Source organism: Streptomyces sp. cg35 (assembly GCF_050410835.1).
Classification (GTDB): domain Bacteria; phylum Actinomycetota; class Actinomycetes; order Streptomycetales; family Streptomycetaceae; genus Streptomyces.
In genome coordinates this window covers 5,508,487-5,522,560 of record NZ_CP191268.1, presented here as the reverse complement: position 1 = coordinate 5,522,560, position 14,074 = coordinate 5,508,487, and the positions used below count along the sequence as shown (strand labels likewise).

Genomic DNA, 14,074 nt, shown 5'->3' with positions numbered 1-14,074 from the left:
TCACCGGTTCGGGGGGGGCGCTCGCCCGGTGCGGCACCCCGTGCGCCCCACCGGTACCGTCATGCCTATGGACACGTCCTGGTGGCTCGCGCTCGCGGCCGTCGTGCTGCTCGCGCTGGTGGCGACCCTGGTCGACGGATGGGGCCGGGGCACCCGGCGCCGCCGCCCGCGGACCGGCTCAGGCCCGGTGGCCGGCGGGCCGCGGCCCGGGGAGATCTGGTGGGCGCGGGTGCCCTACGAGGACGGGCCGGGCGCCAAGGACAGACCGTGCCTGGTGCTGGCGGTGCGGGGCGGTGTGGCGCGCGTCGCGAAGATCACCAGCCGGTACCACGACGAGCGGCCCGGGGTGATCGCGCTGCCGCCGGGCGCGGTGAGCGATGCGCAGGGGCGGGCCAGCTATCTGGAGACGGACGAGCTGCGCGAGGTGCCGGTGCCGGACTTCCGGCGGCGGGCCGGGGTCGTCGACCCGGCGCTGTGGGATCAGGTGCGGCACCTGGGCGCGTGAAAGCCCCTCCGGCGATCGAGGAGCGGGTCCGGGGGCCAGGCCCCGGGTCCTCGGCCGCGGAGGGGCCGGACCGTGCGGGTCACGCCCACAACTGGCCGTGCAGGACCTCGATGGCCTCTTCGGTCGTCGCCGCCGTGTACACGCCCGTCGACAGGTACTTCCAGCCGCCGTCCGCGACGACGAAGACGATGTCCGCCGGCTCCCCCGCCTTGACGGCCTTCTTGCCGACGCCGATCGCGGCGTGCAGCGCGGCGCCGGTGGAGACGCCCGCGAAGATGCCCTCCTGCTGGAGGAGTTCACGGGTGCGGGTCACCGCGTCGGCCGAGCCGACCGAGAAGCGGGTGGTGAGGACGGAGGCGTCGTAGAGCTCGGGGACGAAGCCCTCGTCGAGGTTGCGCAGGCCGTAGACCAGGTCGTCATAGCGCGGCTCGGCCGCGACGATCTTGATGTCGGGCTTCTGCTCGCGCAGGTAGCGGCCGACGCCCATGAGCGTGCCGGTGGTGCCGAGGCCCGCCACGAAGTGGGTGACCGAGGGGAGGTCCGCCAGGATCTCCGGGCCGGTCGTGGCGTAGTGCGCGCCCGCGTTGTCCGGGTTGCCGTACTGGTAGAGCATCACCCAGTCCGGGTGCTGTTCGGCCAGTTCCTTCGCCATCCGCACGGCCGTGTTGGAGCCGCCCGCGGCGGGCGAGGGGATGATCTCGGCGCCCCACATGGCGAGCAGGTCGCGCCGCTCCTGCGAGGTGTTCTCCGGCATGACGCAGACGATGCGGTAGCTCTTGAGGCGGGCTGCCATCGCCAGCGAGATGCCGGTGTTGCCCGAGGTGGGTTCGAGAATGGTGCAGCCGGGGCTCAGCCGGCCGTCCTTCTCGGCCTGTTCGATCATGTGGAGCGCGGGGCGGTCCTTGACCGAGCCGGTCGGGTTGCGGTCTTCCAGCTTCGCCCAGATCCGTACGTCGTCGGAAGGGCTCAGCCGCGGCAGGCGCACCAGAGGGGTGTTGCCCACCGCGGCCAGCGGACTGTCGTAACGCATACGTCGCTACGTCCGGCTCAGCGCATGCCGCCGGCCACGGCCGGCAGGATCGTGACGTTGTCGCCGTCGGAGAGCTTGGTCTCGATGCCGTCGAGGAAGCGGACGTCCTCGTCGTTCAGGTAGACGTTCACGAAGCGGCGCAGCTGGCCCCCGTCCACGATGCGGGCGGCGATGCCCGCGTGCCGGGTGTCCAGGTCGGTGAACAGCTCGGCGAGGGTGTCCCCGCTGCCCTGCACGGCCTTCTCGCCGTCGGTGTAGGTGCGGAGGATGGTCGGGATGCGGACCTCGATGGCCATGCTGGTGCTCCTGTCAGGAGTCGGAAGTCGTGTGGGCGAGCGCGCGGCGGTGCGAGCGATCTGGATGGTTCGTGGTGCGTGGGGCCGCGGCCCGGGGCCGTACGGCGGTGCGGCTCAGCGCGGACAGATGGCGCTGGCGAGGCGGCACAGATCGACGTGCAGCCGCGCCACGAGCAGCATGCCCGGCGTCTTTTCGCTCACGTCGTGGGAAACCATGGGCTCATCGTATCGATTCCCGTCCGGGGTCCCGGAATGTGATCTCACCATGCGGTCGGAATCCGTCCGATATGCGAGACCGCCGGTGGGTCAGGCCGTGACCTGGACCTCTTCCTCGGTCACCTGGCCCTCGACGATGCGGAAGGACCGGAACTGGAAGGGGCCCGCCTCGTCGGTGTCGGCGGTGGAGACCAGGACGTAGTGGGCGCCCGGCTCGTTGGCGTAGGTGATGTCGGTGCGGGACGGGTACGCCTCGGTCGCGGTGTGGGAGTGGTAGATGATCACCGGCTCCTCGTCGCGGTCGTCCATCTCGCGGTAGAGCTTGAGCAGGTCGCCGGAGTCGAACTCGTAGAAGGTGGGCGAGCGGGCGGCGTTCAGCATCGGGACGAAGCGCTCGGGGCGGCCCTCGCCGACCGGGCCGGCGACCACCCCGCAGGCCTCATCGGGGTGGTCGGCGCGGGCGTGGTCCACGATCTGGTCGTACAGGGCCTGGGTAATCGTCAGCATGCGGCCAGGATAAGCAGGTGGGCCGCCGCGTACCGGAGTCCGGTACGCGGCGGCCCACCTGGTGAGATGCCCTACGGATGCGGAGGCTACGAACGCTTGGCGAACGCGGCGCCCTGCGGGTTGCGCTTGCGCAGGACGAAGTACGAGACGCCGAGGATGACGCCCCACACCGGGGCCGCGTACAGCGAGATGCGCGCGTCCTTGTCGATGCCCATGAGGACGATCACCAGGGCGATGAAGGCGAGCGAGAGGATGCTGGCCCAGATGCCGCCCGGCGCGCGGAACTCGGACTTGGGGAGCTCGCCGCGGTCGGACTTGAGGCGGTAGCGGACCTGGCAGATCAGGATGACGATCCAGGCCCACATGCCGGAGATGGTGGCGAAGGAGACGACGTAGTTGAACGCCTCGCCGGGCCACTGGTAGTTGATCCAGACGCCGACCATCATCAGCGCGGCGGAGACCGTCGTGCCGATCAGCGGCAGGCCGTTCTTCGTCAGCTTGGTGAAGGCCTTCGGGCCCTGGCCGTTGAGCGCGAGGTCGCGCAGCATGCGGCCGGTGGAGTACATGCCCGAGTTGCAGGACGACAGCGCGGCGGTGAGGACCACGAAGTTCACGATGCCCGCGCCCGCGGCCAGGCCCATCTTCTCGAAGGCGGCGACGAAGGGGCTGACGCCCGGCTGGAAGTTCGTCCACGGCACGACCGAGAGGATCATGATCAGGGCGCCGACGTAGAAGACGGCGATGCGCCACGGCACGGTGTTGATGGCCTTGGGCAGGACGGTCTTCGGGTCCTTGGACTCGCCCGCGGTGACGCCGACCAGCTCGACCGCGAGGAACGCGAACATGACCATCTGCAGGGTCATGAGGGTGTTGCCGATGCCGTGCGGGAAGAAGCCGCCGTCGGCCCACAGGTGCGTGACGGAGGCGGTGTCGCCGGCGTCGGAGAAGCCGAGGGTCAGGATGCCGGCGCAGATCAGGATCATGCCGACGATGGCGGTGACCTTGACCATGGAGAACCAGAACTCCAGCTCACCGAAGAGCTTCACGGAGATCAGGTTGGCGCCGTACAGGATGATCGTGAAGACGAGGGCGGACACCCATTGCGGGATGTCCCACCAGTACGTCATGTAGGTGGCGGCCGCGGTCACCTCGGTCATGCCGGTGATGACCCAGAAGAGCCAGTACGTCCAGCCGGTGACGAAGCCCGCGAAGGGGCCGATGAACTCGCGCGCGTACTCCGAGAACGAGCCGGAGACGGGGCGGTACATGAGGAGCTCGCCGAGCGCCCGCATGATGAAGAAGATGACCAGACCCGCGATGGCGTACGCGAGGATCAGGCTGGGGCCCGCCTTGGAGATGCCCTTGCCCGCGCCGAGGAAGAGGCCGGTGCCGATGGCGCCGCCGATGGCGATCATCTGGATCTGCCGGGCGCCGAGTCCCCGCTTGTAGCCTTCGCCGCCCTCGGCGGCGTCGCTCACGGCCTCATTGCCGGCGTTGTGCTTGTCGACCTGCACTGAGGTCATGATGGTGCGCCTTTCTCCATGCCGATCCGTGCCATTCGCGGCTCGGATCGACTGTGACGATCCTTCGGGGTGGGGCCCTGGGATGGATGGAGCTGTGCCTACCGGCGGTCGGCCGGTAAGGGCGCCCCCGGCGGACAGGGGTGGCGTCCGTCGGGCGGTCGTGAAGATTTATCACGGCGTTCACGGTGCCCGACCGAGGCGCGTGTGACACAGGTCACTGGAAAAAGGGGACAAACAGCACCCGCGACCGCATTGAGGGTCGGGCCGGTGATGCGATCGTTATGCGGATTTGAGCGTCCGTTGAGCGAACGCGCTTCCATGCGGCGCCCCGCCTTGTCCGGACACGTCAGGGCATAAGGGTTTCGACCAGAGTCTCCTGGAGGCCGCCCAGCCACAGGTACGCCATCACCATCGGCTTGCGCGGGTCCTCGTCCGGGAGCCGGTAGAGGAGGTCGGTGTCCTCCTCGTCGGTGATGTCCAGACGGGTGCCGATGGCCAGGCGCAGGTCGTTGAGGGCCCGCATCCACTGGACCGACTCGTCCGGGGCGAGCTTCAGGACCGCGCCGCCGTCGCCGACCGGGCTGAGCGCGTCCAGCGTGCGGACCACCACGAGGGCGTCCTCGCGCTTGCCGGCCCGCAGGTCGTTCTCGGTGAAGCGGCGGAACTCCGAGGAGTGCGCGCGCAGTTCGGCCTCGTCCTCGTCCGCCGGGCCGCCCGGACCGCCGTACGCGTCCGGGAGCAGGCGGCGCAGCACGGCGTCGGTGGGCGGCTCGCTGGGGCCCTCCGCGAAGAGCTCGGCGAGCGGGTCGTCGGAGATCTCGCCGCCGGGCCCGGGCCCGATCAGCTCCAGGAGCTGCACGGCGAGCGAGCGGATGATGGAGATCTCGACATCGTCGAGGGCGACGGCCGCACCGCCGCCGGGGATCGGTTCGAAGTGCCCGGGCATCAGAGCGCTGTACCCCTCATTACTTCCGATCCTGTTGCAACGTGGCCCACAGGCCGTAGCCGTGCATGGCCTGGACGTCCCGCTCCATCTCCTCGCGGCTGCCGGAGGAGACGACCGCGCGCCCCTTCTGATGGACGTCCATCATCAGTTTGGTGGCCTTGTCCTTGGAGTACCCGAAGTAGGTCTGGAAGACATACGTCACGTAGCTCATCAGGTTGACGGGGTCATTGTGGACGAGCGTGATCCAGGGGACGTCCGGCTCGGGGACCGCGGAGAGATCCTCCGTCGTCTCGGGGCTTTCGATCTCAAGGGGTGCTGGAGCCGTCACACGGCCCATGCTGCCACCACGAGGCGTCAACCGCACAAACGAGCCGCTCGCGCGGGCCTTGCCGCACACCTGCTCCACGATCGGACGCAGAAATCGTCACACTGACGCTAATTGGGGGTAGCATTCCTCTCATGAACACAGCGGACCTTGGCCTGCCGGTGGACGTTCCGTCGACAGCGCTCTTCACCGATCACTACGAGCTGACGATGCTGCAGGCCGCCCTCCACGGAGGTACGGCCGACCGGCGCTCGGTCTTCGAGGTCTTCACCCGGCGCCTGCCGGAGGGCCGCCGCTACGGGGTCGTCGCGGGCACCGGGCGCGTCCTGGACGCCGTGGAGAACTTCCGCTTCGACGCGGGCGTGCTCGGCTTCCTGCGGGAGCGGAACGTCGTCGACGAGCCGACGCTCCAGTGGCTCGCGGACTACCGCTTCTCCGGCGACATCTGGGGCTACCCCGAGGGCGAGGTCTACTTCCCCGGCTCCCCGATCCTGCGCGTCGAGGGCTCCTTCGCCGAGTGCGTGCTCCTGGAGACGGTGATCCTCTCCATCCTCAACCACGACTCGGCCATCGCCGCGGCCGCCTCCCGGATGGCCTCGGCCGCCGGGGACCGGCCGCTGATCGAGATGGGCGCGCGCCGCACGCACGAGCTGGCCGCGGTCGCCGCCTCGCGGGCCGCGTACGTGGGCGGTTTCGCCACGACGTCGGACCTGGCGGCCGGGTTCCGGTACGGCATCCCGACCGTGGGCACGTCCGCGCACGCCTTCACGCTGCTGCACGACTCCGAGCGGGACGCCTTCCGTGCCCAGGTCGACTCCCTCGGCGAGGGGACGACACTGCTCGTGGACACGTACGACGTGCAGGAGGCGGTCCGCACGGCCGTCGAGATCGCGGGGCCGAAGCTCGGGGCCGTCCGGATCGACTCCGGCGACCTGCTGCTCGTCGCGCACCGGGTGCGTCAGCAGCTCGACGAGCTGGGCGCGAAGGACACCAAGATCGTGGTCACCTCCGACCTCGACGAGTACGCCATCGCCTCGCTCGCGGCCGCGCCCGTGGACGCGTACGGCGTCGGTACGCAGCTGGTGACGGGCTCGGGGCACCCGACCTGCTCCATGGTCTACAAGCTGGTCGCGCGGGCCGAGTCCGCCGACCCGAAGGCGCCGCTGGTGCCGGTCGCCAAGAAGTCGGCGGGCGGCAAGACGTCCATCGGGGGGCGCAAGTGGGCCGCGCGCCGTCTCGACCGGGACGGCGCCGCGGAGGCCGAGGTCGTGGGCACCGGAGCCGTGCCGGCGGAGCTCGCCGACCGGCAGCTGCTGGTCGAGCTGGTCAAGGGCGGTGAGGTGGTCTCCCGCGAGCCGCTGGACGCGGTGCGCGAGCGGCACATCGCGGCGCGCGACGGGCTCCCGCTGTCGGCGACGCAGCTCTCCCGGGGCGAGGCCGTGATCCCGACCGAGTACGTGTGAGCCGTGCGGGAGCGAGTGCACCAATTGCCCTCTCCCGCAATGCACTTGAAGCTTCTACGCTCGTAGTCTCCAGCCGAAGACCTTTAAGGACACCGACCATGTGCCGCGCCCTGATCGTCGTAGACGTGCAGAACGACTTCTGCGAGGGCGGCAGCCTCGCGGTGGCGGGAGGTGCCGATGTCGCTGCCGCGATCACCGATCTCGTCGGGCAGACGGCGGGCGGCGGCTACCAGCACGTCGTCGCCACCCGCGACCACCACATCGCGCCCGGCAACCACTTCGCCGACTCCCCCGACTACGTCCACTCGTGGCCCGCGCACTGCGTCGCCGGGACCGAGGGCGTGGGGTTCCACCCGAACTTCGCGCCCGCCGTCGCCTCCGGCGCGATCGACGCCGTCTTCGACAAGGGGGCGTACTCGGCCGCGTACAGCGGGTTCGAGGGCGCCGACGAGAACGGGGTGTCCTTGGCGGACTGGCTGCGGGACCGGGAGATCTCCGAGGTCGATGTCGTCGGGATCGCCACGGACCACTGTGTGCGGGCCACTGCGCTGGACGCCGCGCGTGAAGGGTTCCGTACGCAGGTTCTTCTTGATCTCACCGCGGGAGTCGCCGCCGGTACGACCGAGTCCGCGCTGGAGGAGATGAAGGCGGCCGGGGTCGAGCTCACCGGTAAGCCGGTCGTGGCCTAGGTCGCGGGGCCCCGCTCCTCAAGCGCCGGAGGGGCTGGCTGCGCCGGGTCTCAGCAGCGCGCGTATCGGGTGCCACAGCTCGCCCGTCGTCGCGTCCGGGGCCTGGCGCCAGACCAGGCCGTCCGGATGGTGCAGGACGGCCGTGATCTCGTCCGGGGTCGGCGGGTGCGCGTTGCCCCGGAGGTAGACCGCGCGCAGGCCCAGATTGCGCAGGCGGGTCAGGGCGCGGGCCCGGTTCACGGCGTGCACCAGGACCCGGACCGCACCCTCGCCGGTACCCGGCGCGGGCAGCGTCAGAGCCACCACCACGCTGCCGCCCGGCAGCTTGCAGAACCCTCCTGCGGACATGACTGTCACACCCCCGTGAGACGTAGTGTCAATAAGGAACTCACAGGACGCACTCAAACACGATCGGCCGCGACCCGCCAGAGGGTCGCGGCCGATACGTTTCTGACCTGCGGTTTTACCGGCTACTTCGCCGAGGGGCCGACCTTCACCGTGATCGAGGAGCCGTCGAGGGGCTGGCCCACGACCGTGATCCGGGTGTTGGTGTCAGTTGTCTGGACACTGCCGGTCGGGTTCTCCTTGTACCAGTAGGTGCCCTTGTGGTCGTCGAAGACCGGGTTGCCGAGCTGCGCCGGGATCCTGGTCTCGACGCCGAGCTTGTGGAGCTTCATGCCGGGCACCGGGTACCAGCCGAAGGCGGCGTCGTACGGCGTGATCTTGTTCGTGATCAGCTTGCCGTCCGCCCACTTCAGCGGCTTCGCGTGCGCGTCGACCGGCAGGATCAGACCCTTGCCGGGGTGCTGGCCGACGTTGTTGTTGCGCTGCGAGGTGTCCCACTGCCAGATCATCAGGCCGGGCCGGTACTGGTAGTGCTCGACCCAGTCGTTCTTCGCGCCGCCGTCGCGCCAGCCGAAGTTGTACGGGCCGACCTTGAGGGTCTTGTCGTACGACACGTACTGGCGGTTCTCGGCGATGTAGAACTGCGGGAAGTCGCCGTTGATCGCGGCGCCGACGCGGGAGAAGCCGCGCGCGGTCCAGCCGTTGTCGTCACCCTCGGCGTTGTCGGTGAACACGGCCGAACCGTCCGCCTGCACCGAGAGGTTGTCGGCGGTGAAGCCCAGGCCGCCCGCGCCGCCGTCGGTCTTGTAGCGGAAGCGGATGTCGATCTTCTTGCCCGCGAACTCGTCGAGCGGGAAGACCAGGTGCTGGAACGTGGTGGAGTCACCGGTCAGGGCCGGCTTGTCGCCGCCGTCGCGCGGGATAGTGACGCCGTCGGCCGTGCCGTCGATCGACTTCCAGCTCGCGCCGCCGTCGGTGGAGACCTGCGTGTACAGGTAGTCGTAGTCCTTCTCGATGTTCCACCAGCCGTCGAGCTCCAGCGACGCCTTCGCCTTGCCGCTCAGGTCGACCGTGCGCGACAGGGTGTTGTCGAGGTCGTCGCCGTAGTCCGACCACCACTGCTTGGAGCCCTCGGCGGGCTTCACGATGTCGGTGGTGACGTTCTTCTTCGGCAGCTCGACGACCAGCGCCTGCTTCAGCTTGGTGTTGTACTCCGAAACACCCAGCTTGTGCGTCGAGTTGGTGGCCGCCTTCGCCTTGTCGTAGGTGAGCCAGCCCAGCTGCAGCTTGTCCCAGGCGGTCATGTCGCCCGGCATGTCGCCGATCGAGTCCTTGCCGGTGCCGAGCCAGGAGCCCGCCGACATCAGCGACCAGAAGCCGACCGAGTTCTCGCCCGCGTACGAGGTGTCGTACAGGTCGGGCAGGCCCAGGTCGTGGGCGTACTCGTGGGCGAAGACGCCGAGGCCGCCGTTCTCCGGCTGCATCGTGTAGTCGCCGACCCAGATGCCGGTGTCGCCGACCGGGGTGCCGCCCGCCTTGAAGCCCTCGGGGCCGGTGTCGCCGTCGTCGCGGCTGTAGACGTAACCGCGGTGCGCCCACAGGGAGTCGCCGCCCTGCGCGCCGCCGCCGGCCGACCCGTCCTCGCCCGCGTGGACGATCTGGAAGTGGTCGATGTAGCCGTCGGGCTCGTTGAAGTTGCCGTCGTTGTCGTGGTCCGTGCGGTCCCACTGGTCGTACTGTGCGAGGTCGGCCTTGATGTCGGCGTCCGACTTGCCGGCCGCCTTCTGCTGCTCGACCCACGCGGTGACGCCGTCACGGACCAGGTCCTCGACGTTCGGGCAGTTGTCGGCGCCGCAGTAGTTGGAGCCGTAACGGGCCTCGTTCCAGGGCACCTTCACCCAGTCCGAGACCTCGCCGTCCACCGAGTAGCGGCCCGAGGACGTCTTCTCGTAGTACGTCTTGAGGGAGTCGACTCCCTTGCCCGTACCGAAGTAGAGGTCCTTGTAGTGCTGGGAGTCGTAGTCCTTCTTCCAGGCCGTGCTGTTGTTCGTGGCGCGGTCCGGCTCGGCGATCTGGTTGTGCAGCGGGCCGGGCGTACCGCCGTACTTCGGCTTCAGCTCGTCGGTGTCGTCGTCCGCGCGGTCCACCAGGGTGGTGTTGTCGACCTTGTCGCCGAACTCGGTCAGGATCGTGAAGATCTTGTCCGTGCGCTCGCGGCCCAGCTCGACGTACTTGCCCTTGCCGAGGTCGACGACCCGGGAGCCGTGGCGCTCCTGGACCTTCGACGTGCCCTGCAGCACGTTCTGCAGGGCGGTCTGCCGCTGCTGCTCCTGCTGCTTGCTGAACGGGCCGTCCAGGACGTGGCCCTTGCCCCCGTACGTCTTCCCGTCGGCGGTCGTGCTCGTCGCGGCCGGAGTGTCGGCCTGGGCGGTCGTCGCCGCTATGGAACCGGTGGCCGCGGTGGCGGCCAGGGTCACGAGCACGGCGGCGGATCTCAACGCCCGTCTCTTGGTGGTCACTTGAGTGGTCCCCTCCTCCGTGGCGCACCCGCCACGTGTCACAAGTGACGCCATTTGACCGGAGGTAGAGGAGAAATAACAGTCCTTGACTGTGACGTTTCCGTTGCACTATGCAGGTGCGCCGGTCCGGAATCCGGACAAGCACGCCGATACTCAACAGCGCGTCGAGCCGTCCACTTGGCGGACGGGATGACTCCGTGCGCCCCCCATGCTCCGACACCGGGGGTTAGGTCATGCTTACCGGCCGTTCCGCTCGGGCACACGTCGGAATAGAGTCGGGCCGTTGGTGTGAACCAACCCGGCAGCCCGCTCGCGCTCCCCCGATGTCACGAGGACGGATACCGCCATGCCTCGCCCGACTGTCGCACAGCTCCTCTATGGTTCGGCCACCGTCGTCTTCTCCACCCTCGCCATGCTGCTGCTGTCCCAGACGAGTTCGGGTCCCGGGGTCGTCGTGATCGCCGTGTCGGCACTCGCCCTGGGGCTGCTCGTGGCCCTGTCCGTACCGGTACGCAGGCAGACGCCCGCGGCCGAGCGGGCCAAGGAGCGGGTGCCCGGGCAGCGCGTCGCGGCCCCGGAGCCCACCGGGTCCCGGAGCGTGCGGGAACGCGAACCGGCAGGCCCGTGAGGCACGGACCCGCCGGTTCGGTCGTACGTCGCCGCTGTCGCCGTGAGGCGCCCGGTCAGGCGCTGCTGACCACCACCGTCTTCGCGGCCTTGTCGTGCAGGCCCTGCTTGTAGGGCTTGTCGAAGAAGCTCCAGCCGCCGGAGATCGCCGTCCAGATGCAGGCGCAGCAGAACACGGCGGGGACCCAGAGCACCACGGCGCGGATCAGGTTGGTCTGCACACTGGGCGTCGCCCCGTTGTCGAGGTTGGCCAGGCGCAGCTTCATCAGCTTCTTGCCGAGCGTCTGGCCGGTCCGCGCCATCAGCACGGTGTCGTAGCCGATGTAGAGGACGGCCGCGAGCAGCGACTGGCCGAACTGCTTGCCGTACTCGATCTTGTCAGGGTCGGTCTCGTACTCGGAGATCCCGAACACCCACGACAGCAGGCCCGCCACGATCCCGACCAGGATCAGGTCGATGATGCGGGCCAGGACGCGCTTGCCGCTGTCGGCCAGCGGCGGCATCCCGGCCAGCGGGTCGGCGGCGCCGCCGTAGCCCCCGGACCCGTACGGGTCACCGCCGTAGGGAGGGGGCGTGCCGCCGCCGTACGGGGGCGGGGTGCCACCGCCCGGCGGGGGCGCCGAGCCGTAGGGGTTCTGCGCGGAGTCGTACGGGTTCTGGCCCGCGGAGCCCTGGGAGCCCTGCGGACTGTCGTACGGGGAGCCGCCGCCCGGCGTGGCCGGGGGCGGCTTGCGGAACGGGTCGTCGTCCGGCGGCTGGCCGGATCCGTTGGGCGGCGGTTCGGTACTCATGGCCCGAGTGGACCGCGAACACCGGCGGTACGCACCCGGCGGGCCGCCGTCCGGATGACCCAGGAGGGCCTGTCCGGCCGCGCCCCGGCTATCCGGCGACGAACGTGCGCGCCGCCTTGTCGTGCAGGCACTGCCGCCACGGCCGGTCGACCGCACCCCACAGGACGCCGACGACACCGATGACGAGCACGACCGGCACGCAGTAGGCGAACCAGCGGCGCAGGGCCGCGCCGAACGTCGGGGAGTCGTGCGCCTCGATGTCCCGCACGCTCAGGCCCATCAGCTTCTTGCCCAGCGTGCGGCCCCACTTGGCGGTCGGCAGTGCCTCGTACAGGACGCCGGCGACGAGCAGCACGGCGAGCACGATGCCGAGGTACGTCGCGGTCGTGCCGTCGAGCAGCCAGACCGTGACCTGCCGGCCCGAGGCCTTCGCCGCGTCGATCTTGCCGTCGATGTGGTCGGCCGCGCGGGCGCCGAGCGGCACGGCGGCGACCGCGGTGACGGCGCCGAGGACGAGCGTGTCGACGAGCCGCGCCACGAACCGCTTGCCGAGGCCCGCCGGACGCGCCGACGCCTGGGCCTGCGCGGCGGCGAGGAACGGGTCCTCGGCCACCGGCTTGAACGGGGTGACCGGGCCCTCCGGCTCCGCCGTCTGCTGCTGCGGCGCGGCCAGCTGGTGCACCTGCTGCGCCCAGGACGGCGAGCCGCCGCCGGGGCCCTGGGTGACGGGCGTGGGCAGCGCGGGCGCCGACGGGGCGGGCTGCGGGTATCCGTAGGCGGGCTGACTCGGCGCGGGCGCGGGCGCCGGAGAGGGCGCCGGAGCCGGGGCGGCCGCGCGAGGAGCGGCCTGGGCGGGGGCGCTCGCCCGGGGCGGGGCGGCGCCGAGGCGGGGGTCGGCGGCGGGGGTGCCGGGCGCGGGCTGCGGGTTGAGGCCGGCCCGGGACTGGGCCGGCGCCTGCGCCTGCGCCGGGGCGGGTGCCTGCGCGGGTGTCTGGGCCGGGGTCCCCGACTCGGCCGGGGTGCCCTGCTGCGGTACGGCCCGGATCGTCATGGTGCCGTCGGCGCGCGGGGCGGTCTCGGCACCGGGCCGGACGGCGCGAAGCGCGACGGTGCCGTCCGCGCGTGCGGCCGCGGGAGCGGCGGGGGCCTCCGGGGCGGCGGGCTCGGCGGGCGTCTCGGGGGCGGCGGGCGGGTCGGTGTGCTCCGCCGCGTCGTCGCCGGAGGCGTCCGCGCCCCACGAGACGCGGCGGTCCTGGTCACCGCCGAAGCCGGACTGGCGGGCGGTGTCGGCCGCCCACGCCGAGGCGGGCTCGGGCGACGCCGGCTCGTCGGGGCCCGTCTGCGTACGGACGGAGGGCTCTTCGTCGAGGAAGACCGGGCCGGTCTCCTCGGCGGGGGCGGGAGTCTGCGTGACGACCGGGGCCGAACCCGGCGGCGTCGGCAGGGTCTCGCCGTCGGACGGGGCGGGGCGGCTGGTGCCGGGGACCCAGGCGGCTCCGTTCCAGTACCGGACATATCCGGGAATGGACGGGTCGGGGTAATAGCCTTCGCGGGGCCTGTCGTCACCGGGGGCCGGGGTTGGGGCGCTCATGTCCGTCGTCCCGTATCTGCTCGGGGGTCTTGTTGTGGCCTCTACGTCTATCAGAAGGCCGCACCCGCCCGCGCCGGTCCGCCGGTACGCCCCACTTTCCGGGCAACGGAACCTGCCAAAAAAAGAATCTTCGCGAACTCGCGTAATGCCGCGGGGGGGATCGCTGTCTCACCTTGCACGGGCCCGCTCCGGGGACCCGTGCAGATGGAGAGGAAGCGCACGACATGCACACCGTGGTGGAACGTGAACTCGAGCTGAAGCTCGTGCTGTCGCCCGAGCGAAGCATCCCTGTACCGGCCCGACTGACCTACCGCACCGATGACCCGTACGCCGTCCACGTCGCGTTCCACATCGGCTCCGAGCACCCGGTCAACTGGACGTTCGCCCGCGAACTGCTCGTGGAGGGGGTGTTCCGGCCGTGCGGGCACGGGGACGTACGGGTATGGCCGACAAAGGTGGACGGGCGCTCCGTCGTGCTGATGGCGCTGAGTTCGCCGGACGGCGACGCGCTCCTGGAGGCCCCGGCCGCCCAGGTGTCGGCCTGGCTGGAGCGGACGCTGCGGGCGGTCCCCCCGGGCTCTGAGGGCGAGCGGCTCGGTATCGACGACGGCCTCGCCGAGCTGCTCGCACCCACTCCGGCCGACGACCTCTACCTGCGCGACCCGTGGCCGTCGGACGAGTCGTCCGACGAGCGCTGAGGC

The 14,074-nt window shown here is 70.6% G+C and carries 16 protein-coding genes; 5 read left to right on the top strand and 11 right to left on the bottom strand.

The window, feature by feature from the left end:
- Window positions 1-67: 67 nt before the first annotated feature.
- Window positions 68-505 carry a type II toxin-antitoxin system PemK/MazF family toxin gene (locus ACQUQD_RS25275; RefSeq protein ID WP_428954412.1) on the top strand — a complete coding sequence of 146 codons (438 nt, stop codon included), beginning with the start codon at window positions 68-70 and terminating at the stop codon, window positions 503-505.
- A 79-nt stretch (window positions 506-584) separates the two neighbouring features.
- On the opposite strand, the gene ACQUQD_RS25270 is transcribed toward ACQUQD_RS25275, so the two are convergent.
- The 7 genes from ACQUQD_RS25270 to clpS form a co-directional block, all read right to left on the bottom strand.
- Window positions 585-1,535 (bottom strand): PLP-dependent cysteine synthase family protein, encoded by a 951-nt coding sequence (locus ACQUQD_RS25270; RefSeq protein WP_428954411.1) that lies wholly within the window; start codon window positions 1,533-1,535, stop codon window positions 585-587.
- Window positions 1,536-1,552: 17 nt separating this feature from the next.
- The gene (locus ACQUQD_RS25265) at window positions 1,553-1,831 is read right to left on the bottom strand and encodes a MoaD/ThiS family protein (RefSeq protein ID WP_428954410.1); all 279 of its coding nucleotides are present in this window, start codon (window positions 1,829-1,831) and stop codon (window positions 1,553-1,555) included.
- 114 nt (window positions 1,832-1,945) lie between these two features.
- Entirely contained in the window at window positions 1,946-2,047 is a 102-nt protein-coding gene (locus tag ACQUQD_RS25260; protein ID WP_323179532.1) for a putative leader peptide, read from the bottom strand.
- A 90-nt stretch (window positions 2,048-2,137) separates the two neighbouring features.
- Complete coding sequence (locus ACQUQD_RS25255; protein WP_428954409.1) at window positions 2,138-2,554, bottom strand: Mov34/MPN/PAD-1 family protein; 417 nt, start codon at window positions 2,552-2,554, stop codon at window positions 2,138-2,140.
- 86 nt (window positions 2,555-2,640) lie between these two features.
- On the bottom strand, window positions 2,641-4,077 hold the full coding sequence (locus ACQUQD_RS25250) for an amino acid permease (protein ID WP_428954408.1): 1,437 nt from the start codon (window positions 4,075-4,077) through the stop codon (window positions 2,641-2,643).
- 346 nt (window positions 4,078-4,423) lie between these two features.
- Window positions 4,424-5,023, bottom strand: coding sequence for a DUF2017 domain-containing protein (locus ACQUQD_RS25245; protein WP_428954407.1), 600 nt, complete (start codon window positions 5,021-5,023; stop codon window positions 4,424-4,426).
- Between the two features lie 19 nt (window positions 5,024-5,042).
- Window positions 5,043-5,360 (bottom strand): ATP-dependent Clp protease adapter ClpS, encoded by a 318-nt coding sequence (gene clpS, locus ACQUQD_RS25240; protein WP_428954406.1) that lies wholly within the window; start codon window positions 5,358-5,360, stop codon window positions 5,043-5,045.
- A 122-nt stretch (window positions 5,361-5,482) separates the two neighbouring features.
- Here clpS and ACQUQD_RS25235 point away from each other — a divergent pair, with 122 nt between their 5' ends.
- A complete protein-coding gene (locus ACQUQD_RS25235) occupies window positions 5,483-6,811 on the top strand; it encodes a nicotinate phosphoribosyltransferase (RefSeq protein ID WP_428954405.1) in 1,329 nt (442 codons plus the stop codon).
- A gap of 98 nt (window positions 6,812-6,909) precedes the next feature.
- Window positions 6,910-7,500 (top strand): isochorismatase family protein, encoded by a 591-nt coding sequence (locus ACQUQD_RS25230; protein ID WP_428954404.1) that lies wholly within the window; start codon window positions 6,910-6,912, stop codon window positions 7,498-7,500.
- Between the two features lie 18 nt (window positions 7,501-7,518).
- On the opposite strand, the gene ACQUQD_RS25225 is transcribed toward ACQUQD_RS25230, so the two are convergent.
- Both ACQUQD_RS25225 and ACQUQD_RS25220 read right to left on the bottom strand, forming a co-directional pair.
- On the bottom strand, window positions 7,519-7,848 hold the full coding sequence (locus ACQUQD_RS25225) for a hypothetical protein (protein WP_428954403.1): 330 nt from the start codon (window positions 7,846-7,848) through the stop codon (window positions 7,519-7,521).
- A 122-nt stretch (window positions 7,849-7,970) separates the two neighbouring features.
- Window positions 7,971-10,364 carry an immune inhibitor A domain-containing protein gene (locus ACQUQD_RS25220; protein WP_428954402.1) on the bottom strand — a complete coding sequence of 798 codons (2,394 nt, stop codon included), beginning with the start codon at window positions 10,362-10,364 and terminating at the stop codon, window positions 7,971-7,973.
- 346 nt (window positions 10,365-10,710) lie between these two features.
- On the opposite strand from ACQUQD_RS25220, the gene ACQUQD_RS25215 reads away from it, so the two are divergent.
- Window positions 10,711-10,992 carry a hypothetical protein gene (locus tag ACQUQD_RS25215; RefSeq protein WP_428954401.1) on the top strand — a complete coding sequence of 94 codons (282 nt, stop codon included), beginning with the start codon at window positions 10,711-10,713 and terminating at the stop codon, window positions 10,990-10,992.
- 55 nt (window positions 10,993-11,047) lie between these two features.
- On the opposite strand, the gene ACQUQD_RS25210 is transcribed toward ACQUQD_RS25215, so the two are convergent.
- Both ACQUQD_RS25210 and ACQUQD_RS25205 read right to left on the bottom strand, forming a co-directional pair.
- Window positions 11,048-11,782, bottom strand: coding sequence for an RDD family protein (locus ACQUQD_RS25210; protein WP_428954400.1), 735 nt, complete (start codon window positions 11,780-11,782; stop codon window positions 11,048-11,050).
- Between the two features lie 88 nt (window positions 11,783-11,870).
- Window positions 11,871-13,373 (bottom strand): RDD family protein, encoded by a 1,503-nt coding sequence (locus ACQUQD_RS25205; protein ID WP_428954399.1) that lies wholly within the window; start codon window positions 13,371-13,373, stop codon window positions 11,871-11,873.
- Window positions 13,374-13,597: 224 nt separating this feature from the next.
- Between ACQUQD_RS25205 and ACQUQD_RS25200 the strand changes: the two genes are divergently transcribed.
- On the top strand, window positions 13,598-14,071 hold the full coding sequence (locus ACQUQD_RS25200) for an SsgA family sporulation/cell division regulator (protein ID WP_428954398.1): 474 nt from the start codon (window positions 13,598-13,600) through the stop codon (window positions 14,069-14,071).
- Window positions 14,072-14,074 lie beyond the last annotated feature (3 nt).

What these genes read in the sequence shown, in the direction of transcription:
- ACQUQD_RS25275 (WP_428954412.1), top strand. Translation starts at nt 68, where the DNA reads ATGGACACGTCCTGGTGGCTCGCGCTCGCGGCCGTCGTGCTGCTCGCG.
- ACQUQD_RS25270 (WP_428954411.1), bottom strand. Translation starts at nt 1,535, where the DNA reads ATGCGTTACGACAGTCCGCTGGCCGCGGTGGGCAACACCCCTCTGGTG.
- ACQUQD_RS25265 (WP_428954410.1), bottom strand. Translation starts at nt 1,831, where the DNA reads ATGGCCATCGAGGTCCGCATCCCGACCATCCTCCGCACCTACACCGAC.
- ACQUQD_RS25260 (WP_323179532.1), bottom strand. Translation starts at nt 2,047, where the DNA reads ATGGTTTCCCACGACGTGAGCGAAAAGACGCCGGGCATGCTGCTCGTG.
- ACQUQD_RS25255 (WP_428954409.1), bottom strand. Translation starts at nt 2,554, where the DNA reads ATGCTGACGATTACCCAGGCCCTGTACGACCAGATCGTGGACCACGCC.
- ACQUQD_RS25250 (WP_428954408.1), bottom strand. Translation starts at nt 4,077, where the DNA reads ATGACCTCAGTGCAGGTCGACAAGCACAACGCCGGCAATGAGGCCGTG.
- ACQUQD_RS25245 (WP_428954407.1), bottom strand. Translation starts at nt 5,023, where the DNA reads ATGCCCGGGCACTTCGAACCGATCCCCGGCGGCGGTGCGGCCGTCGCC.
- clpS (WP_428954406.1), bottom strand. Translation starts at nt 5,360, where the DNA reads ATGGGCCGTGTGACGGCTCCAGCACCCCTTGAGATCGAAAGCCCCGAG.
- ACQUQD_RS25235 (WP_428954405.1), top strand. Translation starts at nt 5,483, where the DNA reads ATGAACACAGCGGACCTTGGCCTGCCGGTGGACGTTCCGTCGACAGCG.
- ACQUQD_RS25230 (WP_428954404.1), top strand. Translation starts at nt 6,910, where the DNA reads ATGTGCCGCGCCCTGATCGTCGTAGACGTGCAGAACGACTTCTGCGAG.
- ACQUQD_RS25225 (WP_428954403.1), bottom strand. Translation starts at nt 7,848, where the DNA reads ATGTCCGCAGGAGGGTTCTGCAAGCTGCCGGGCGGCAGCGTGGTGGTG.
- ACQUQD_RS25215 (WP_428954401.1), top strand. Translation starts at nt 10,711, where the DNA reads ATGCCTCGCCCGACTGTCGCACAGCTCCTCTATGGTTCGGCCACCGTC.
- ACQUQD_RS25210 (WP_428954400.1), bottom strand. Translation starts at nt 11,782, where the DNA reads ATGAGTACCGAACCGCCGCCCAACGGATCCGGCCAGCCGCCGGACGAC.
- ACQUQD_RS25205 (WP_428954399.1), bottom strand. Translation starts at nt 13,373, where the DNA reads ATGAGCGCCCCAACCCCGGCCCCCGGTGACGACAGGCCCCGCGAAGGC.
- ACQUQD_RS25200 (WP_428954398.1), top strand. Translation starts at nt 13,598, where the DNA reads ATGCACACCGTGGTGGAACGTGAACTCGAGCTGAAGCTCGTGCTGTCG.